Origin of the sequence: Thiomicrorhabdus cannonii (assembly GCF_013391695.1) — a bacterium.
In the GTDB taxonomy this organism is placed as follows: Bacteria; Pseudomonadota; Gammaproteobacteria; order Thiomicrospirales; family Thiomicrospiraceae; genus Thiomicrorhabdus; species Thiomicrorhabdus cannonii.
The window spans coordinates 185197-204604 of sequence record NZ_JACBGH010000004.1 but is presented as its reverse complement, the minus strand read 5'-3'; the positions used below and the strand labels follow the sequence as shown (position 1 = coordinate 204604).

At 51.8% G+C, this 19408-nt stretch carries 13 protein-coding genes; 3 read left to right on the top strand and 10 right to left on the bottom strand.

Annotation, left to right across the window (positions count from 1 at the left end; all coding sequences use genetic code 11):
• Positions 1-2: 2 nt before the first annotated feature.
• The 3 genes from HZ297_RS06695 to radC form a co-directional block, all read right to left on the bottom strand.
• Positions 3-1901, bottom strand: coding sequence for a PhoX family protein (locus HZ297_RS06695; RefSeq protein ID WP_178862220.1), 1899 nt, complete (start codon positions 1899-1901; stop codon positions 3-5).
• A 164-nt stretch (positions 1902-2065) separates the two neighbouring features.
• Positions 2066-2848, bottom strand: a complete 783-nt coding sequence (locus HZ297_RS06690; protein ID WP_178862219.1) for a lipoprotein intramolecular transacylase Lit — start codon at positions 2846-2848, stop codon at positions 2066-2068.
• A gap of 13 nt (positions 2849-2861) precedes the next feature.
• The gene (radC, locus tag HZ297_RS06685; protein ID WP_178862218.1) at positions 2862-3542 is read right to left on the bottom strand and encodes a RadC family protein; all 681 of its coding nucleotides are present in this window, start codon (positions 3540-3542) and stop codon (positions 2862-2864) included.
• 81 nt (positions 3543-3623) lie between these two features.
• On the opposite strand from radC, the gene HZ297_RS06680 reads away from it, so the two are divergent.
• Positions 3624-4010 carry an acyl-CoA thioesterase gene (locus tag HZ297_RS06680; RefSeq protein ID WP_178862217.1) on the top strand — a complete coding sequence of 129 codons (387 nt, stop codon included), beginning with the start codon at positions 3624-3626 and terminating at the stop codon, positions 4008-4010.
• On the opposite strand, the gene HZ297_RS06675 is transcribed toward HZ297_RS06680, so the two are convergent.
• Positions 4007-7441 carry a mechanosensitive ion channel domain-containing protein gene (locus HZ297_RS06675; protein ID WP_178862216.1) on the bottom strand — a complete coding sequence of 1145 codons (3435 nt, stop codon included), beginning with the start codon at positions 7439-7441 and terminating at the stop codon, positions 4007-4009. The genes HZ297_RS06680 and HZ297_RS06675 overlap by 4 nt on opposite strands.
• A gap of 194 nt (positions 7442-7635) precedes the next feature.
• Here HZ297_RS06675 and coaBC point away from each other — a divergent pair, with 194 nt between their 5' ends.
• Positions 7636-8853, top strand: coding sequence for a bifunctional phosphopantothenoylcysteine decarboxylase/phosphopantothenate--cysteine ligase CoaBC (gene coaBC / locus HZ297_RS06670; RefSeq protein ID WP_178862215.1), 1218 nt, complete (start codon positions 7636-7638; stop codon positions 8851-8853).
• A 406-nt stretch (positions 8854-9259) separates the two neighbouring features.
• Here the strand turns inward: coaBC and HZ297_RS06665 are convergent, their stop codons facing one another.
• From HZ297_RS06665 to HZ297_RS06640, 6 genes are all read right to left on the bottom strand, one after another.
• Positions 9260-10162, bottom strand: a complete 903-nt coding sequence (locus HZ297_RS06665) for a sulfurtransferase (RefSeq protein ID WP_178862214.1) — start codon at positions 10160-10162, stop codon at positions 9260-9262.
• Between the two features lie 155 nt (positions 10163-10317).
• On the bottom strand, positions 10318-12222 hold the full coding sequence (locus HZ297_RS06660) for a 5'-nucleotidase C-terminal domain-containing protein (RefSeq protein WP_178862213.1): 1905 nt from the start codon (positions 12220-12222) through the stop codon (positions 10318-10320).
• Between the two features lie 201 nt (positions 12223-12423).
• Positions 12424-13059 carry a response regulator transcription factor gene (locus HZ297_RS06655; protein ID WP_178862212.1) on the bottom strand — a complete coding sequence of 212 codons (636 nt, stop codon included), beginning with the start codon at positions 13057-13059 and terminating at the stop codon, positions 12424-12426.
• A 33-nt stretch (positions 13060-13092) separates the two neighbouring features.
• On the bottom strand, positions 13093-15438 hold the full coding sequence (locus HZ297_RS06650) for a sensor histidine kinase (protein ID WP_178862211.1): 2346 nt from the start codon (positions 15436-15438) through the stop codon (positions 13093-13095).
• A 180-nt stretch (positions 15439-15618) separates the two neighbouring features.
• Positions 15619-17706 carry an EAL domain-containing protein gene (locus tag HZ297_RS06645; protein WP_178862210.1) on the bottom strand — a complete coding sequence of 696 codons (2088 nt, stop codon included), beginning with the start codon at positions 17704-17706 and terminating at the stop codon, positions 15619-15621.
• Between the two features lie 185 nt (positions 17707-17891).
• The gene (locus tag HZ297_RS06640) at positions 17892-18788 is read right to left on the bottom strand and encodes an SMP-30/gluconolactonase/LRE family protein (RefSeq protein WP_178862209.1); all 897 of its coding nucleotides are present in this window, start codon (positions 18786-18788) and stop codon (positions 17892-17894) included.
• A 154-nt stretch (positions 18789-18942) separates the two neighbouring features.
• Between HZ297_RS06640 and dut the strand changes: the two genes are divergently transcribed.
• On the top strand, positions 18943-19404 hold the full coding sequence (dut, locus tag HZ297_RS06635; RefSeq protein ID WP_178862208.1) for a dUTP diphosphatase: 462 nt from the start codon (positions 18943-18945) through the stop codon (positions 19402-19404).
• Positions 19405-19408 lie beyond the last annotated feature (4 nt).

Here is a 19408-nt window from a genome sequence, read left to right as displayed (position 1 = left end):
TTTTATTTGATTGCTGGCATTCCACCAATGTAGCCGAAGTTACCATCAAACTTGTCAACAAGACCAGTTGCTTCAACTGCAGATTCCAACGTGGCATCCATAGTGCTGATGTAGTCACCGTGGTGTTGAGAGTTGCTCATGATGTAAGCAAAACCGTCCATGTTTTCTACCGCTTGTAGACCCGTTGCTTCCGCACCCGCTACGTTAGTCAGGATACGAGATAGCTTCTTAGTATCAACGTTGTATGCCCATACGAAGTTGTTAACGTGAGTACCAGAGTCTTCACCTACAAACAGAGTGCGCATTTTCTCAGAGAAGAAGATGTTGTCAGTGTTTGCGATAAAGTCAGGATCAGCTGTGTTACCCAGTGCATCAGCAGCGATATCGCGACCGATGAGCTTGTCTTCAGCATACATTGAAGTTACAACATAATCAGACTCAATGCGGTCACCATTTTGATCAACTTGACCTGGAGTCATTGGAAGCGTGAAAGTGACACCTGCATTGATCTTAGCCATTTTGATGTGCTCCATCGAAGCTGGCAGAGCATTGTCTTTCATGCCTTTATCAAGGTAAGAGATAGCCATGTACAATTTTTTATCAGCATCGTTAACCGCGATACCTTCCATTTTGTTGAACTCAACGGTTGCACCACTAAGAGCTGCGTAACGGCGAGCCTCTAAGAAAGCAGCCGCTTTTTCCATGCCTGGTTTGACGGCCAAACATTCATCAAACGTTGAACCGGCACGAACACGTGTAGTCGCAACACCGGAAACAGTTGGGCATGTTTCTGTGCCACTGTCAAAAGTTCCATTGTAGAAAATGTCATCAAAAGTCGTTGTGTCTGCTAGCGTTTTAACTTCTGCATCGGTAGCATGCCCAAGCTTAACCCAGCTGAAGTCGCCGCTGTATGAAGTACCGTTTTGTGAGAATTTACCAGCGTATAAAGTACCTGCTGACAAATCTTCAGCTTCATCGGCAACATACATGAATAGTGCAACGTTAGTGCCGTCATCACCGTAGTAAACAGTACGACTGTCTGGCATGACTTTACCCGCTTCCCACGTACCGCGACCCATAGAGTAATGCTTAACGACATTAGTCGACCCATCTTCATTAACAGTCACTTCTGGGAAGAAACCATAGTGATATGGATTAGCTACTTTAGTTGAGTTGAAATACATGTCACTCATAACATTAATAGCATTTGTTGTGGTTGTGTACGAACTACTTAGAGGATTGTACTGCATGTCGTAATCTTCTTCAGAACCTAGGTGCGTGTTCCAAGGTGTCTGTGAGCCGAAACATGGAATCCATAGACCATCAACATTTGAGAAACTGATTGGAGCCTGATCAACAGCAGTCAATTCACCCGTTTTTGAATCTTGTTGCATTTCAGTAAGAATCATTCCCATTGGTGCACGGCTAGGAGCCTTACTTCCGTCAGAAATAATCCAGTCATATTCCAGATGCGAAACCATATAGATTTTGTCGCCAATTTTTAGCAAGCTGTTCGAATCTGGCGTTTCAGCAACGAGTGGCATTCCCAATGAGTCTTCTAAAGGATTCATGTCCATATCATAAAGCTGACCAGCAGGATTGGCATTGGTGCCCACTTTGCTTGTTGTGCCAAAAAGCTTTTTGTACGTTAGAGGGAATGTTTTAGTCGTACCGTCGGTATAAGTAATAATGGCTGAAGACTCGGTGTAAGTTGTAGCCATTTTTTCAGCTGTTGATGGTGCAGCTGTATCGGTAAATTCAATTGATTGGAATGTACGTGCATCTGCAATTGCGTTTGCAAGGTCTGAGTCAGAGACGTCTTCACCGGCACAGCCGACTAATGTTAAAGCCGATGCACTCAATACAAGCGACATAGCCAGAGTCAGTTTATTCAGTTTCATGTAAGTGTTCCTTTGTTGAGATCCTAAATCCCCTGGGTGGGTGCGGAAATCATAAGCAAACACTATTACAGGCAGGTTGCAGAAAAGGCTCGGTTTTATGAAGGAAATAAGAAGGTTTTGTGTTGTTGTTTATTTTTGCCTGAAATTGGAACGATGAGTGCTTTTTAGCGCAATTTTTTGACGTTTTTGATGATTGGTAAGTGAAAGAACATAAGCACCAGCATAAAGCAAAGTAGGCTCAATGCCGTCAGGCTGGCGGCGATATAGGCAAACAGATCGGGTGCTTTCATCAGCGTGCTCATGAGCGAGTCTTGGTAATAGAAGAACCAGCGGTGGTCTGCCGGAAAGATCCAGATATGCAGTTGATAGAAAATCTCTTTGGCGCCGACAGCGGCAATGAGTAAACCAATGGCCATGAGCGTGAGACCAATTTGTAGCAGGCTTGTTTTTATGTTGGGAAAGTGTCGTTTGGAAAGGAGTATGGCTGTTATTATCAACCATGCCAAAGCAAGCCCCCAGCCCAAAGATGAGAGGAAGTCGATTAAGTTGGCTACGTCCTTAAGATGAACGACTTCACTCTGATGCAGTAGCGGAATAGTGCGATTTTTTGCATCGGTGTAGTGTAATTGTTTCAATCCGTTGCCTTGGTGGTGAATGGCCTCCACAATCCCGCCAAACAACGCTAAACGTGTGGTTTTGTCGGTTTGTTCAAAGCCATGACGAAAACGGTTTTGTGGCGCATAATGATTGATGTGCGTTTCAAAGTCGCCAACCTCATACCAGGTTCCATACAGGAAATCGACTTTGGATAATGTTATCCAGCTGACATAAAACGCTAGAGTAAGTGTCAACCATAGCCAAAGTATTTGCATGGCGCGCAATGCAAAATGCGTTGAAAACGGTTTTGAAAAACTCAACAGGCCGGGTCTTGTGGGGTTCTGGAGCATGGTTCTTGATCTTTTAAGGCATTTGCCCGTGGTGGGCCAAAGAGTGCCAGCGTCCGAAGTCGCCGAGAATGATGTGATCCAGGCAGCGGATGTCGACCAGCGCCAGCGCTTGGCTGAGTGTACGGGTCAGGTCGATATCACTTTGACTGGGCGACGGATCGCCGGAGGGGTGGTTGTGCGCCAGAATCACCGCGGCGGCATTTTGCGCCAGAGCGGCTTTAACCACTTCGCGCGGATGGACGCTGGCTTGATTGAGTGTGCCGTGAAACAGCACCTCGAGGTTAATCAGGTGGTGTTGCTGGTCGAGCAACAGCAGGGCAAACTGTTCGCGCTGCTGGAAGCCGATTTGATGAAGCAGGTAGCGGGCAACGCTTTCGGGTTGGGTGAAAGCATCGCCTTTTTTCAGACCGCTTTCAAAATGGCGACGCGACATTTCCAGGACGGCTTTAAGCTGCACGAATTTGGCCTGCCCGAGACCTTTGGCTTCGCAGAATTCGGTTTCGTTGGCATTGAGCAGGCTATGCAGATCGCCGAAGTGGTCAATCAGGCTTTGCGCCAGGTCGACCGCGCTTTGGCCTTTGACGCCGACGCGCAGAAATATCGCCAACAGTTCGGCATCACTCAGGCTGTGAGCGCCAAACTTCAGCAGTTTTTCGCGAGGACGGTCGTTTTCATGCCAGTCGCTGATTGCCATCGAACCGATTCCTTTTTTGCGTAGAGTTGCTAAGATAACCCATCTTAAAAATGAAAGGAATAGTCAGTGAAGGGGCAGTCAATGTTTAAGTATCCGATGCGTGTGCGCGATTATGAGTGCGATTTGCAGGGTGTGGTCAACAACAGCGTTTACCAGAATTATTTCGAGCATGCGCGCCATGAGTTCCTGCTGGAGAAAGGGGTCGATTTTTCGGCGTTGGCCGAGGCGGGAATCAATTTGATGGTGACGCGGATCGAACTGGATTTCAAACGCTCGCTGCGTCCCAAGGACGATTTTTATGTGAGTGTGACGGTGGAGCGCGAGTCGCGCTTGAAATTCGTGTTTATCCAGCACGCCCACCGTCAGAGCGACGATGCCCTGATGGTCTCCTCGCGCGCCATCGGTGTGGCTGTCAGCGCCGAGGGCCGGCCGATGGTGTGCGGCGATTTGGAGCGCCTGTTCGATTAAGTGCCGGCGGTGTTCTCTCTGGCGGCCTTGCTCACGCGGATTTCCAGCGGTTGCGAGGTGTCCAGATGGACATCGCGCTGCGGGAAGGCGATGACAATCTCTGCCTGTTTAAGGGCTTCGTTAATGGCGCTGTGCAGCTCCGAACGGATAAGGATGAAGTTGTCCAGATCCTCAACAAACGCCCGCAAGGAGAGTTGCAGAGAGTTGTCGCCAAAGGCTTCGAAAACCACAAATGGCTCGGGGTCCTTGAGCACTTTGGGGTGATTGAGCGCAGCCTCTTTAATCAGCTTTAACGCTTTGGCGACATCGCTGCCGTAGGCCACACCCACGTCAACCCGGATACGCGTCACCTGATCCGTCAGCGACCAGTTGATGAACTGGCCGGTGATGATCTGTTTATTGGGAATGACCAGTTCCTGTCTATCCCAGTTGACGATGGTGGTGGCGCGGATGCGGATGCGCGATACCTTACCCGATACCCCGTTGACGGTGACGATGTCGCCGACGCGGATCGGCTGTTCAAACAGCAAAATAATCCCGCTGACGAAGTTGGCGACAATCTCCTGCAAACCGAAGCCCAGACCCACCGACAGCGCCGCCACCAGCCACTGGATGTTCGACCATTCGATGCCCAGCGCGCGGAAAATCATCACCAGACCGATAATGGCGATGATATATTGCGTGAGGGTGGTGATGGCATAACGCGCGGCGGCGCTGATGGGCAAATGCTTGAGCAGCATAAATTCCAGCAGGCCGGGTAGGTCTTTGGCCAGCAGCAAGGTCATGGCGCCTAAAGCGACGCCCCACACCAGGTCGCCGAGGGTGAGCGGTACCTGCTGCACCACGCCGTCCACGACCTGTGATTTGGTCAGGGAGAGGGTGCTGTCGTTGATGAGGTTCAGTGCCGGCAGTACGTCCTGCCAGATGAACCAGATGCCGGAGAGAAAAGCCAGAATAAACACCAGATTCAGCGCCTGTCTGACCTGTTTGCTGAGCTTTTCATAATCGATTTCCGGCTCTTCGGGCAGCTCGGGCAGGGCGTTGGCCTCCGCGGCGTTGCCCTGCTGCGCCAGTTGCGCCTGGCGTTTTTGCAGGCGTTCCGCGTAATGCTGTTTGCGCTCCGACAAGTAGAGGCTGCGCAAGAAGAGTTCGCGCACGATATAGATGACCAGTACCAAACCGAGCATCCAGTGGAAACGTTCGGCGATCACCAGCGCCGAGTAGTAATAGCCCGCCGCCGTCGCCCAGATCAGAAACAGCGGAAAGGCCAGCAGCAGCGGAAACCACAGAAAATGCAGCTGCAACCAGGCCTGGGTTTTGGCGGTATGGCTGAAATCCTGCATGATTTCGCTGCGCGAAGACCACAGGCGATAGCCCAGCACGATCATACCGACCATCAGCGTGATAAACGCCAGACGACCGATCAGTTGCGTTTCGGCGGCACTGTTGGCGTTGGCGCTCAAATCAATCAGCAGAATCAGGATGGCGCCTAACGGCATGACCCAACGCAGTTCCTGCACCAAGGTGTGGCGGACGCTGTTATGCCAGCGGAAATGACGTTCCGCCAGGCCGTCGGCGCGGCAGATCTGCTTTAGCATCGCAAGCAGCAAAATCAACAGGCCGGCATCGGCCAGTCCCTGGGCCAGATTGAGAGTAAAGTCGGACGGCGCTTCCGCCTGGTTCAGCAGCAGCGCGCCGCCGAACAGCAGCCAGGGAAGAGGCAGGCTGAGCAGCAGCGTGTAAAAACCGGCCTGAAGCGTGTAGCGGTAGGCATCCGTGCGGATCGAAGTGGTATGGGCCGCCGCCTGACCAAGCGCCACGATGATGCGTTGTCTGGGCGCCAGCAACAGGGCAAGCAGCACAATCCATAAAAACACGAGTTCCGGATGGGCTTGGACGATCTGGCGGACATCCGCGGTCAACAGTGCCAAAGCGCTCGGGGAGAGCAAGCCCGCCAGACTCGATGTCAGGGCCTGGGTATTGAGCAGGTCGCCCAAGGTGACGTTAGGCAGCCACAGTAGATGGTCGTTGAGGAAGCGGCGGTATTGCGTGAGCTGTTCCTCTTGCTGGCTGAAAACCGTGTTGAGTTCCGAGAGCTTGCTGATATAAGCCGGATAGAGGCTTTGCAGTTCCCTGGCGGTTTGCACATAGTCGGCGGTCAGTTTGGCGGTGGCTTGCGAGAAGTGTTGTTGTTCGTCGGCACTCATCGCGGGCGTCGGCTCACCCAGCAGGGAGCGGGTCAGCGCTTCGGGCGTCTGGCGGTTAATGTCATTGAGCTTTTCATTTAACAGCAGTTGCTTGAGCACGGCTTCGTTGATCAGATTCTTGGTCTTCAGCCAGTCGCGCGGTTTGAACGTGAAGGCTCCGAGCGTTTCCAGACGCTTGTGCAGCACCTGGGCAATGGTTTCGCGGGAGCCTTCCAATGCCACGATCTGTTTGTCGCGGCTGAAATGGGTTTTCAGGGTGGCAATGGCTTCGTTGCCGTGATTGATTTGTTGGGTAATCGACTTTTCCTGCAGGATCAGCTCGTTTTTTTCCTGTTGCAGCGCAATGATCTGGCTGTATAAAGCGTAAAGCGGATGGTCGGCCGCAATCTCCTGTTGCAGTGTTTGCTGCAGATCGGCTTCCGCCTCGGCCGCTTTGAGGGTTTGCAGTTTGGCCTGCAGCTGTGACGCCTGTTTGAGCAGGACGGTTTTTTTCAGAAACCAGTAATCGCGTTCGCTCTGAGCCGCTTCGGTAAGGCGGCCGAGGTTGCTCATTTTGTAGCCGAGCAGTTGCAGATTGGCCTTGAGCGCCTGGACGCGCGCGTTAAGAGATAGCTGCTGGATGCGCAGGCCGAGGTCGGCCGGAGGATTCGCCTCGTTATGCGCCGCACTCTCCTGCAGCTGCGCCAGCGTGCTTTCCAGCTGAGTGAGGCGTCCCGCCCCTTCGCTGGCAAGCGGTAAAAGCTCGCTCAAAGTGCGTTCCCAATGCAACAGTTGTTGCTGGGTGGCATCGAGCTGTTGGTTGATCTCGCCGAGCGCCGCCGTCAGTTCGCTGGCGGAACGTTTCTCGGCATCGGTTTTTTCCAGATTGGCGAGTCTTTCCACCAGGATTTTCTGTCCGGCCGCCAACTCTTTCTGGCGCGCTTCAAACCCGGCGACTTCTTGATTCAGCCGCTGGTAGGTTTGCTGCTCCTTGAGCGCCTCATTAACCCAGTTGCCGGCTTTTTCAAGTTGCTGCCCCAGCGTTTTTTTCTGTTCCTCATTCAACTGGTCGCTGCGCGCCAGAGTCTGGCTGGCAAGTTCAATGTCCTGCAACGTCAGCGCGCTTGCCGCTTGTGCCGGCAGAACCGGGTCGGCAGTCGCTGCCGCCTGACTGGCGACGGGCAATGCCATGACCATCAGGCACAGTGACAATAGGCAGTGTCTAAAAGCGCGAGCCAAATTCATCTTTGCATTCTCTTGGGTGAATTTAAGTGTGGGGATTGTGGTTATTTAAACATGACTGGGTTTAAAACACACGCGGTCACGCGCAACACCGCCGCTGATGCCAACCTGATGCCAACCTGATGCCAACCTCATGCCAACCTGACGCAAAATCGGGTTATCATAATGGCAGTTTAATCAGGCAAGATGGGTCGAACATGAAAATACTGTTGGGGGTCACCGGGGGCATTGCGGCTTACAAGGCGTTGGAACTGACCCGGTTGTTTGTCAAAGCCGGTCATCAGGTTCAGGTGGTGATGACGAGCGGCGCCAAAGAGTTTATTCAGCCATTGTCGTTTCAGGCGCTGTCGGGGCATCCGGTGCGCGACAGTCTTTTCGATGCTAATCAGGAGGCCGGCATGGGGCATATCGAGCTGGCGCGTTGGGCCGATCAGATTGTGATCGCACCCGCCAGTGCCGAAACCCTGGCCAAGCTGCGCATGGGGCGTGCCGATGATCTGTTGACGACGCTGTGTCTGGCGACCGACCGCCCGATAATGCTGGCACCGGCCATGAACCGGCTGATGTGGCGCAATGCCGCCACGCAAGAGAATGTAGCCGTATTAAAACAGCGCGGTTTGGATATTCTGCCGCCTGCCAGCGGCGAGCAGGCGTGCGGTGAGGTTGGCGAGGGCCGGATGCCCGAACCGCAGGCGATTTTTGAGGCGGTGATGCATGCCGAAAAAGCGCGTTTGCAAACTCAACAGGCCGGGTCTGAACTCAAGGCTTTTTGGCAGAATAAAGCGTTGCTGATCACCGCCGGCCCGACCTATGAAGACATTGACCCGGTGCGTTTCATCGGCAACCGCAGTTCCGGCAAAATGGGCTTTGCCATTGCCGAGGTGGCGGCCAAGGCGGGTGCTCAGGTGATCTTGATTACCGGGCCGGTGGCGTTGCCGACGCCTGAAGGGGTCAAGCGTATCGACGTGCGTTCCGCCCGGCAGATGTTTGCGGCGGTGCAGCAGCATTATGCCGCGGCGGACTGTTTTATCAGCGCCGCGGCGGTGGCGGATTTCAGGGTCGAGCAGCCGGCTTCACAGAAGCTCAAGAAGCAGCAGGATGTGGAGGAGATGACGCTGACACTGGTTAAGAATCCCGATATCGTCGCCTGGGTGGCCGCGCAGGATAATAAACCCTTTGTGGTCGGATTCGCGGCGGAAACCAACGACGTGGTCGATTACGCCAAAGACAAGTTGCGCCGTAAAAAACTCGACATGATCTGCGCCAATCAGGTGGGCGAAGGCCAAGGCTTTGAGCGCGACGACAATGCACTGACGCTCCTAACCGAAACGTCGGAAAAAGTGTTGCCTACGATGTCAAAGCACGAACTGGCGGGCGCATTGCTGCGGTTTGTAAGCCAATCCATGCAGGGCTAACAGTGGAGCCGGTCATAATGAGACCGAAAAATCATTAGGATTTTTGGGGTATGTAAATTTTGTGATTGTTTTGACCACAATTTATATTTTTCTCAAGCAGTCAAAAGCATCCAAAATAGGAATTGTGAATACCTTGAGATACCCCTTTTCTTTGCTTGCCCAAAGAAAAGAGGCGAAAAGAAAGGGCACCCCTACTCGTCTCGTGAAGCCGGACTAAGCCTCAGGCTCTGGCGATTTCGAACTCGCAACCAAAGGTTGCTCAGACAGCTCATCGCTTTCAGAGCCTTTCGCCAAGTCAGGCTAACACTCAACTCAAAGGGGCCGAACTTACCCGTCCTCAAGAATATTTATTAGGTGTAAAGTCTATTTATAACAATCACAAAATTTACATACCCGATTTTTGTTGTCATTGGACTAGAGGCAGTTGAAGGGTGTTCCAGTGCCTTATGCCGGCGTCGTGCAGTCTCAGGTTACGGTAGCCGTTGATGTAAAACATAAAATAATTGGTAGCGCCGCCGGTGCCGCCAAAGCAGGTCAAAATCAGAGGCTGCTCCTGTGTCAGCATCGGTTTCTGCAAGAGAGAAGGCTGCGTTTCGGCATCAATATAGATTAATCCTTTCTCGTCGGTCTGCAGATATTCCTCCCAAGGCTGGTTAATGCTTCCTGCAATGCGCCCGTAACGGTTATTGGCAGGAAACTTCTGTTTTCCTGAAAAATGGCTGGCAGGTCGGCCGTCAATCACGTTGTAGTGACGATGTATCGCGTAGAGTTCCACGGAGTTGATTTCCAGTGCTCTTAGAGAACGTACTTTGAAATTGCCTCGCGCAGGCGCCATATTGTCCTCTTCGATTTCACCGTTTTGTTCCAGCCAGCCGTGCCATCCTTTATTGAGCATGGCCACTTGGGTATGTCCTAGCCGATGAAACAGCCAGAACAGGTAGTGGGCTCCTAACACCTCATTGAGGTTTTTGCCTTTGTAGTAGATCACCACGGCGTCATCGTCATGGATTCCCAGGTTTTGTATCAGGTCTTGCAGTGCGTTGTCCGGCAGGTGGAGCAGGGTTCCGTCGGGTTCCTGAAAACGCCAGTCAGATTTGTTGGTGGATACGGCGCCGGGGATATGGCCTTCAAAGTTGAAGCTTGAAGAGTCTGACATTTCAATAATCTTTAGACCGGGATCGAGCCGGTGTTCCTTCAGCCAGGTGGCGGAAACCAGTCCGTCAATGGTGTTTACGGCCAGCGCGTTCGTTGGAATGGACAGCAGCCAGGATAAGCAGAGGATGGTCAGGATTCTGCGATTCGTTTTCATAGCATCTCCGTCAGGTTTAGGTTCTATTTACGGTGACCGGGTTCCAAAAATAAAAAGCCCCCGTGACCCAAAGAGACCAAGGGGGAAAGTCTTTCCGACTGTCAGGAAAAACAGGCGGAAAAACGGAGTAAACTCAGATCAAATCACGAAAAAAATTAAATTAGTTTGCCATGGTAGCCCTCCAATCCCGGATTGTCAGAAATGCCTTTCAGTGTAGGATGGTTGACGCGTTTGAGTTTCATGTCGGATTTTTGATTTCGCAAATGATCGGCGACGACATCCCATACCGGTCTGCCGGCACCCATTTCTTCCACTTGTCCCCAACCGGCCACGGTATAGGTTTTATTGGCCTGAATTAAGGTGCCGTCGTCCAGGCGCATGTCACTGATGCGATGGCCGAGAGTGGTGTTGGGTTCGCAGGTATAACTCAGTCCGCCTACACGAACCATGTCGCCGCCAGATTGCAGGTAGGGATCTTTTTGAAAGATGTTTTCGCATACCCCTTCTAAAATATCCTTGATCTGTGCGCCGCTCAGTTCGGATTTGTAGGTTTCGCCATAAGTCATGGATGTTTCGTCCATGACCCGCTCCATAGTGATCGCCTCTCCGGCGATGACCGAGGTTCCCCAGCGGACACCGGCTGAGAAGGCGATTTGGGTATCATGTTCTTGACGCAATGCATTCACAATCACCTGATCCCAGGTACCCATGAAGTTGCCGCGGCGATAGAGGGTGTCTTCGGCGATCGCCAATTCTTCATTTAAAATGGATTCATAGGTTTTACCCAGGCGGTCTTGATTGACGGCGTATTTGGGATTACGCGACTCGATAATGGACTCGCTATATTTTGTTTGGCGCATCTGGGTGATGAACTGATCGACGGTTTTATCTGCCGGCAGTACATTGGCGAAGACCGGGAAGAGTTGGAAGTGGATGCCGCGCAATCGACCGTTCTGAATGTCCAGATCCATGCAGCCGACGAATTTACCGTTGGAACCGGCATTGGTGACGTGGCAGACGCCGCCTTCCGGGGTTTTTACCGGAATCGCTTTAGGGATGCCGTCATGGGTGTGTCCGCCGAAAATGGCGTCAATTCCGCTGATGCGCGAAGCCATTTTGATGTCTACATCCATGCCGTTATGCGAAATCATAAGGATTGCAGCGACGTTTTCGGTTGCGCGGATATGATCCACGGATTTTTGCAACGACTCTTCACGCAGTCCGAAAGACCAGTCTGGGAAATTGGCGCGGGGGTTGGCGTTGGCGGTTCTTGGGAACGCCTGGCCGATGATTGCGATGCGTTCGCCGTTTAGGGTGCGGATGGTATAGGGTTTGAAGGGCAGGGCGTTATCTTCATCAAATAGTCCGATGCCGTTGTGCTGATCCACCATCGCGCGGTAGTTGTCGCCGAAAAGCGAGTCCTCTTTAATGCGCATGTTCTGCGCCAGGAACTCTCCGTTGAATTTGGCGATATTGCGCAACACTTCGGGTTGCGTGTAGGTGAATTCCCAGTGCCCCGTCATGATGTCTACCCCAAGCAAATTGGAGGCCTCCACCATATCCTGCCCACGCGTCCATAGCGCCGTGGCAGAACCGTGCCACAAATCGCCGCCGTCCATCGTCAGCGTGTTTTGCTGTCCTCCCGCCTGCTCGCGCAGGTGGTCCAGCAGTGTCTTGATGTGCGCAAAACCGCCGACTTTGCCGAAGGTTTCAGAGGCTTCCTGAAAGTCCAAAAAACTGAAAGCGTGGGCTAGCGGACTGTTTTCCTGTATGCCGAGTGTTTTTAAAAGTTTGTGCCCTACAATGTGCGGCAACTGCCCGTAGGCAGGCCCGATTCCAAGATTGACATTGGGTTCGCGATAGTAGATGGGCTTTAATTGAGCATGGGTGTCAGTCGTATGAAGAATTCGCACCTTGCCCTGCAAGGGAGCGTGATACATCTCCATCGGGAGCGCTTTGGCAGATGGTTTGGCTGAGAAGGCTGATGCTGTTTTCGGCAGCATTCCCGCTGCGGCCGCTATGGACATGACATGAATAAATTCCCGACGATTCAAAGACATGGATGTGCTTCCTTGTTGAATTAACCAATTTAATAAATCATTAATAATGATTTTTATCGTTAGCTCAGTGTACTTTCAAAACAGATGGGGAATAACTAGGATGCTTGCTAGAATTACTTAGGGAATTCCCTAGGTGTGGTGGTGAGATGTCCCTGACAGAAGCAGTGTTCTCCTGGTTCTCGAAGGCAGGCAGGAAGAGACCTACTCTTTGAGGATAGTATCCGGGTGGTTCGTATCTTTGCCGGCAAGGATGGAGAGGCGCACTAATTCGGTTACCGTTTTGACCTCCAGTTTTTGCATGAGATTGGCGCGATGCACTTCAACCGTTTTGATACTGATGCAAAGATCGTCGGCAATCAGTTTATTGGGTTTGCCTTGTAGAATTTGTTGCAGGACTTGAAACTCGCGTTTTGAAAGCTTTTCAAAACGTTCTGCCCGAGCGTTTTTGCGTTCCAGCGTTTTGTGTAGGCCGTTGCATTGATGAATGGCGGTTTGAATGCGTTCAAGCATATGCTGGTCGTTGTATGGCTTTTCTATAAAGTCAAAGACCCCTTGTTTCATGGCTCTGATGGCCAAAGGTACGTCTGCATGTCCCGTCACGATAATGACGGGAAAGTTCGGATCGATCTGCTTGATGGTTTGATACAGGTCCATGCCATTGACATGCGGCATGCGCACATCGAGTACCAGACAACCCAGCAGGCCGGGGGTGAAATCGTCCAGAAAGTCATAGCCGTTTGCATAGAGTCGTGCGGACAGGTTGACTGATTCGAGTAGCCATTCCAACGATTCTCTTACGAGTCTGTCATCGTCGACCACATAGACACAGGCGTTCATGCATTGCTCCTTTCGTTCAAGGTTGGCGGTGTGCTACGGCTGCTGCGCAACACCATCCAACGGTTGCTCCACTTTGGGAAGTTTAAATGAGAAGACGGTTCCAGGATTGAGGTTGTCAACTTTCAGGGTACTGCCGTGCGCTTCAATAATGCTTCTGCAAATCGCCAGCCCCAGTCCCATGCCAAAGGGTTTGGAGGTATGGAATGGATCGAATATTTTGGCGATTTCCGCCGCGTCTATGCCGATGCCGGTATCGCGCACACTGGCCTGAATGCAACCATTTTCCGAACTAACTTCTATGTAAACTTCGCCCTGCGCATCACAGGCGTCAATCGCATTGCGAACCAGATTGAGCATGACCTGCTCTAATTGCACCCGGTCTCCTTTGACCCAAAATGTTTTGGCCGAGGTGGCGTGAATCAGCGCGATTTGTTTTTGGCGTGCTTCGGCCTTCAAAAGGTCAAGCACGCGTTCGATCAGTGCGGTGAAATCAAAGACCTCATCCCGCGGCACACCTGTTTGTACAAATTCTCTCAATCTTCTGATGATAGCGGTCGTCTGATTCAAACAAAGCAAAGAGCGCTGAAGCCCGTTTTCCACTTCCGAGGCCACAGCCCCCTCTCTGAGCCGGAGCAGGCTGCCGCTTACATAGTTGGTGGCCGCCGTTAAGGGCTGGTTAATTTCGTGAGCCAAGCCGCTGGCCATTTCTCCCATCGTATATAGGCGGGCCACTTTACCCAGTTGCAGGCGGTATTTTTCACGTTCCTCTTCAATATCATGGCGTTCTATACTGGAGCGAATCCACTGCGTCATTAACCTTAAAAGTTCTTTGTCGACGTTGACGAGAATTTGTTCTGAACGCATATGTCCCGCAAAGACCAGAAGGCTGTGGAGCTTATCGTTGACGTTGACCGGTAGAATGATCATGCGTTTGTTGCACACATTATTGTAATAGGATTGCAGGTCATGGATGGGGGAAGACAGGTAACGCTCATGGAGGCATTGTGTGATTTCGTCCTGTAATACGATGTCTCCATCATGGGCGGTGAGTTCTAATTTCTGCACATCGCCGTCGTGATGAGCGTACTGGATTCGGTATAAAAAAACGGCGTCCATTTTGAAGTGGTTTTTAGCCAGCTGCATGAGTTGATGCAGTTTCTTCAGATAATCCAGATCGGGATGCACCAGTATTTGATAAAACCCCTGCAATACTGTTTGGCTTCTGCGCAAGGTATTCTCAACCTTCTGTCGCGCTTGAATATCCTGTTCGAGCATGGCATTGACGGTATAAAGCTCCTGGGTGCGCTGTTGTACCTCTTTTTCAAGATTGTCACGGTGAATAGCGAGTTCCGACTGGGAAAAAGCCAGTTTACGATTGACTTGACGCATTCTCGCATTAAAGAACAGCAGCATGACAATCAAGATGACAATAAAGCCTGCGCCGATGCGGTTTTCAAGCAAAAAGTCTTTTAAACTCAGGTGTTCAATCGGTGCGTAAGGCGGCAGCTTGAGGGCTCGTAGCAGTCCGTGGACGGTAGTTGGGTCTTCTGCTTTCGTCCAGGCGTAAGCCGGGATATAGCTGCTGTTTGAGGTCTGTTTGGGCATGGATAACAGGATGTCGGTGATGCGTTTTGCAAGAGCGATATCCGTGTTCTCCAGACCAATAAAACTCCATTCGGGGTACAGAATGGTGCTGTGTGCCGGAAAGTCCGCTGGGGTTGATTCTGGATGCAGCAGCTTGATTTGACCCTGTGACAGCTCTCCGAGGTCTATCAGCCGCTCAAGCGTGCCGGACTGTATGGCGGCGGCATCGGCTTTGCCTTCTAAAATTGATCTGACGATGTCCTCATCTCGGTCATTGGTGAAGAACAGTTCAAAAAAGTCCTTTTGCGGATCGATGCCCGCTTCTTGAAGTTGCCGCCACACCATCTGATAACCGCCGAATTCATAGGGTGAGGCCGCTATGAAATGTTGTCCTTTTAGATCCGCCAGACCATTGATGTCATTCCTGTCCGCTTTGGTAATAATGGCGGCACCATAGTGGCTGAAAGCGTGATTTTTATAGAATGATTGCAGAGTTGCCATTGGAAAGGAGTGATGATTTTTTTCCAGTAGTACGGCGTGAGCCGAGCTGGTGATGGCAAAATGCAGTTGTTGCTTGCTGATGGCATGCGTTAGGCACTCGAGGCCGAGCGGTTTTATAACAAAAGTGTACCCCGGGATTTTAGATGAGAGGGTTCTGGCTGTTTCCCGCCAGAATGCTTGGTAGGCTTCGTTATCCCTGTGATTCAGCAGACCAATGTTGACAACCTCTGCCGAGGCGCTGGAGAGCGTGCTTAGTAGCAGAAAGAGAGTGCTTATCAGCGTGAAAGCTTTCATGTGAATTGCGAAGAATCCTGTCAACACCTTAAATTAGCTAGCATTCTAACACTGGATGAGAAACTCGTCTGTTAGGGCAAACCCCAGTCATGGACGTGCTACTGCATGAAACGGCCGAGTAATCCGGTTTTGCTGTGTATTGGCTGTCTAATATTAGGAACCCTGGGCTCGGGGTGTCGGTTAATCGTTGGTATGAACGCTATTGCGTTGCGTGGTTTGCAGCGTGCTGAGCGGCCGGCCCACATAATAGCCCTGGGCGTAATCAATACCGAGTTTATTCACCCATTCATAAATGTCGGCGCTGCTGACAAATTCGGCCACGGTGGTGATATTAAGCTGTTTGGCAAAAAATACGATGCTTTGCACGATCGCCAAGGCGTGTGGCTGAGGCAGGCTTTCGATCAACGAACCGTCGATTTTGAGAATGTCGATCTGCAGCTTCAGCAGATGTTCCAGATTGGAATAGCCCGTGCCGTAATCATCGATGGCAATGCGGCAGCCGAGCGCTTTGACCTTGTGAATAAAGGCCGAGACCTGCTCGTAGTTTTCGATCCCTTCCGTTTCGAGTATTTCAAAGGTGACGCGCGGCGCAATGCCGGGTGTCAGCAAACGTTCCAGCGTTCTGGGAATCTCCTCGCCAACAATGTCCTCGTAAGAGAGATTGATGGAGAATTGGGTGGTGCTTTCGGCAAATTTCGCAAAACTTTTTTGCAGCATAATGCCAGTCATCTGCGCGTAGAGCTTGGATTTTTTAGCCACCTCCAGAAACTTGCCGGGAGGCATCAGTTGTTCGCCATCGGCTATACGGATCAGACATTCGTATTTGTCGATCTGCCCGGTTTTGAGGTTCAAAAGCGGTTGAAAAACCGGAATAATCCGTTCTTCGGCAATGGCGCGTTTCAATAGTTGCGTGGTGTTCAGATTGTGCATGTAAAGCTGGTGCTGGTCATGCAGCGGCGAGTAGAGCAGAACGTCTTTTTTCTTGTTCTTGGCATGGCGCATGGTCATTTCCAGCGTGCTCAGAGGCTGCGAACTCTCCTCCGCGGCGACAATTGTGATACTGAACAGAATCGGTTGCAAATCGTTGTCCTGCAGGTTTTCCGTCAGGCTGTGATGGAGTTCCAGAAGTCGGCGTTCCGTCTCGTCGGGCAAAGCATTCACCCAAACCAGGAACTCGTCGCCGCCAACCCGGTAAACCTCCCGGGTGTCGGGGATGAGGGTCTGCAAATTTTTTGCCAGGCAAACAAGCAGGCGATCGCCCATTTCGTTGCCGAAAAGGTCGTTGAGTTCTTTAAAACCGTCGATATCGATAAGAATAAACCCTTTTGTAGGGCTTGCAGAGGCGTGTTTTTCGAGGTCGGACAGCAGCTTGCTGCGATTGAAAAGCCCGGTCAGCGGATCACGCTGATAGAGATTTTCCAGTTCACGGGTTTTCTGCGCCACCTCTTTTTCCAGATTCAGGTTGAAATCTTCCAGCTGTTTCTGCGACTCGGTCAATTGCGATTTGAGTGCGGCAAAGCGGATTTTGAGCTTGCCTTGCAGATAGAGGTTAATGCTGGTGGCGATTATCAAAAACAGCAGGGTCATTAAAAAGGCGGTGGCGGCCTGCATAAAAAACGCCTTTCGCAGTTGTTGCTCCTGTTCATGGATGACACTCTCCAGATCATCCAGGTAGAGGCCGGCGCCGACAATCCAATTCACCGGCTTAATCCAGTAGATCACGCTGATTTTCTGGCTGGCGAAATCGCTGCCGGGCTTGTCGTACCAGTAACGCGCTTCGGCCTTGCCGTGCTCTTTAAGCTGATGCAGATAGTCTTTGCGATAATAATTGCCCTGGCTGTCGGTATCGTGGGAGCTCATCGGTTGGCCTTCCTGGGAGGGGTCGATGGGCAGTAGCAGATGGCGCGCAAAGTCTTCGCCGCCGTTGATACTGTTGAGCTTCAGTACAAAGAAGTAGCCGTTTTTATTGGGACCGATTCGCAATTGGCGGAGGCGTTCCAACACGCTGTGCTGCTGTTGCACATCGAATTGGCGTTTACCGATTAAGGATTCGATATAGTTTTTTTCCTGGGTCACCGCCTCATTCAGCATGGAGAATTGGGTGTCGGAAAAGCTTTTTCTGAAGGCCTGAGACTGGGTGAGATAGCTGTGCCATTGGCTGTAGATAAAAAACGCCGTTAAGATCAAGGCCAGCAGCGACGTGAAAGCCAATGAACTGCTCAGCTGAAGATTGAAAAACGATTTTTCTGACAGGATGCTTGGCTTCATTTGCTTTCTCAACACCACAAGTGTGCAGGGGAATGTCTATTGAGATGTTTCGGTGTACTGTCGGTTAGCTTAACGCATCATTCCTATAAACCCAAATAAATCAATTTAGTACGGCCAGAAGCCGTTTTAAGGGGGCTGAGCCAACAAGAGAACGGGGGCGGCTAACCTCCCCCGGCTTTGGGTGATCATTCCAGAGGAATAATCACGATTTCGTCTTTCAAAAACAGCGGCACCAGCAGGCGGTTGCGCTTGTCGTCATAGCCAAGGTCAGCCGGTGACTCCAAGCCTTCAGCCAAGGTGCTTAAGGTGTAGTCGGGGTTAATGGCCACAATGGCTTTGGCCGCCCAGCTGGAGGTGATGAAGCGGCCGTCGGCCATTTTCAGCAGGCCGTCCAAGCGGTTAAACGGCAGGGTCATGCGTGCATCGACGTGGCCGTTTGCATCCATAAAGTAGGCCTGGCCGCTGCCCAGAGTCACCATCACCGAACCTTTGTTGTTGGCAATAATGCCGTTAGGATGGCCCAAAGCGCCTTTTTGCAGGGTTTCGATTTTGCCGCTGGTTGAAATGCGGTACACCGCGTCCGTTCCCGACGGTTTAAAACCCGGCGCCATGCCGCTGTCGGTCGCGTAAAGGGCGTTGTCGTCAGCCACGCTCAAACCGTTCATAAAGCTGCTGCCGGGCACCATGATGTCCTTAAGCTGTTTGCCGTCAGGCAGTGAAAACACGCGAATGCGGTCGATGTCGGCAATGTACAGGCGGTTGTTGAGAATCGTCATGCCTTTGGGGGCGTTCAGGGCCACATCGGCCGCTTCGCCGTCCAGCCATTTGAGCGCGACGACTTTGCCGTCCGGGCTGACTTTGGAGATAAAACCGTTGTCGTCCTTTTCAAACGGGCTGCCGTTGATATTGGCGACCAGATAGACGTCTTCGGCGGCGTAATACTCCATCGATTCGGGGGTGGCGAAGCCGGCGTCTTTAAGGTGGATGCTGTCGGCCTGTGCGTTTTGCAGCCAGCCAAAAGTGAACAGGCCGGCTAGGCAGAGTCCTTTAAGAAGCGGTTTGATTGCAGGGGTAGGGCGCATACGGTCTCCTTTGCGGCGATATTGATGAGTATCTAGGTCTTTCATTGTGCATGTTTTGCGGGTTTTGTCGATGCTTTCTGTTTCTGCATATCCGTCCTAAAGTTTGGGTTAGAATAGTGGCCATTTGAATGCTGAAGCAAATGAGGAAGAAGAGATGACCATCCAAGTGCAATACAAGATTTTGGACCCGCGTTTAGGCAAAGAAATTGAAATGCCGCATTACGGCACCAAAGGTTCCGCCGGCTTGGATTTGCGCGCTTGTATCGAGGCGGAATTGACGATCGAACCGGGGCAGACGGTGCTGATTCCGACCGGCATGGCGATTCATCTGGACGATGCCGGCCTGGCCGCCATGCTGTTGCCGCGCTCCGGTTTGGGGCACAAGCACGGCATCGTGCTGGGTAATCTGGTTGGGCTGATCGACTCCGATTATCAGGGGCCTTTGATGGTGTCCTGCTGGAACCGCAGCGACACGCCTTATACGGTGCAGGTTGGCGAGCGTATTGCGCAGATGGTGATTGTCCCGGTATTGCAACCGGTGTTCACGCAAGTGGAAGAGTTCGGCGATGCCACCGAGCGCGGTCAGGGTGGTTTCGGTTCTACCGGCACTAAATGAACTT

Coding starts and splice junctions, on each gene's coding strand:
- HZ297_RS06695 (WP_178862220.1), bottom strand. CDS start 1,901: ATGAAACTGAATAAACTGACTCTGGCTATGTCGCTTGTATTGAGTGCA.
- HZ297_RS06690 (WP_178862219.1), bottom strand. CDS start 2,848: ATGCTCCAGAACCCCACAAGACCCGGCCTGTTGAGTTTTTCAAAACCG.
- radC (WP_178862218.1), bottom strand. CDS start 3,542: ATGGCAATCAGCGACTGGCATGAAAACGACCGTCCTCGCGAAAAACTG.
- HZ297_RS06680 (WP_178862217.1), top strand. CDS start 3,624: ATGTTTAAGTATCCGATGCGTGTGCGCGATTATGAGTGCGATTTGCAG.
- HZ297_RS06675 (WP_178862216.1), bottom strand. CDS start 7,441: ATGAATTTGGCTCGCGCTTTTAGACACTGCCTATTGTCACTGTGCCTG.
- coaBC (WP_178862215.1), top strand. CDS start 7,636: ATGAAAATACTGTTGGGGGTCACCGGGGGCATTGCGGCTTACAAGGCG.
- HZ297_RS06665 (WP_178862214.1), bottom strand. CDS start 10,162: ATGAAAACGAATCGCAGAATCCTGACCATCCTCTGCTTATCCTGGCTG.
- HZ297_RS06660 (WP_178862213.1), bottom strand. CDS start 12,222: ATGTCTTTGAATCGTCGGGAATTTATTCATGTCATGTCCATAGCGGCC.
- HZ297_RS06655 (WP_178862212.1), bottom strand. CDS start 13,059: ATGAACGCCTGTGTCTATGTGGTCGACGATGACAGACTCGTAAGAGAA.
- HZ297_RS06650 (WP_178862211.1), bottom strand. CDS start 15,438: ATGAAAGCTTTCACGCTGATAAGCACTCTCTTTCTGCTACTAAGCACG.
- HZ297_RS06645 (WP_178862210.1), bottom strand. CDS start 17,706: ATGAAGCCAAGCATCCTGTCAGAAAAATCGTTTTTCAATCTTCAGCTG.
- HZ297_RS06640 (WP_178862209.1), bottom strand. CDS start 18,788: ATGCGCCCTACCCCTGCAATCAAACCGCTTCTTAAAGGACTCTGCCTA.
- dut (WP_178862208.1), top strand. CDS start 18,943: ATGACCATCCAAGTGCAATACAAGATTTTGGACCCGCGTTTAGGCAAA.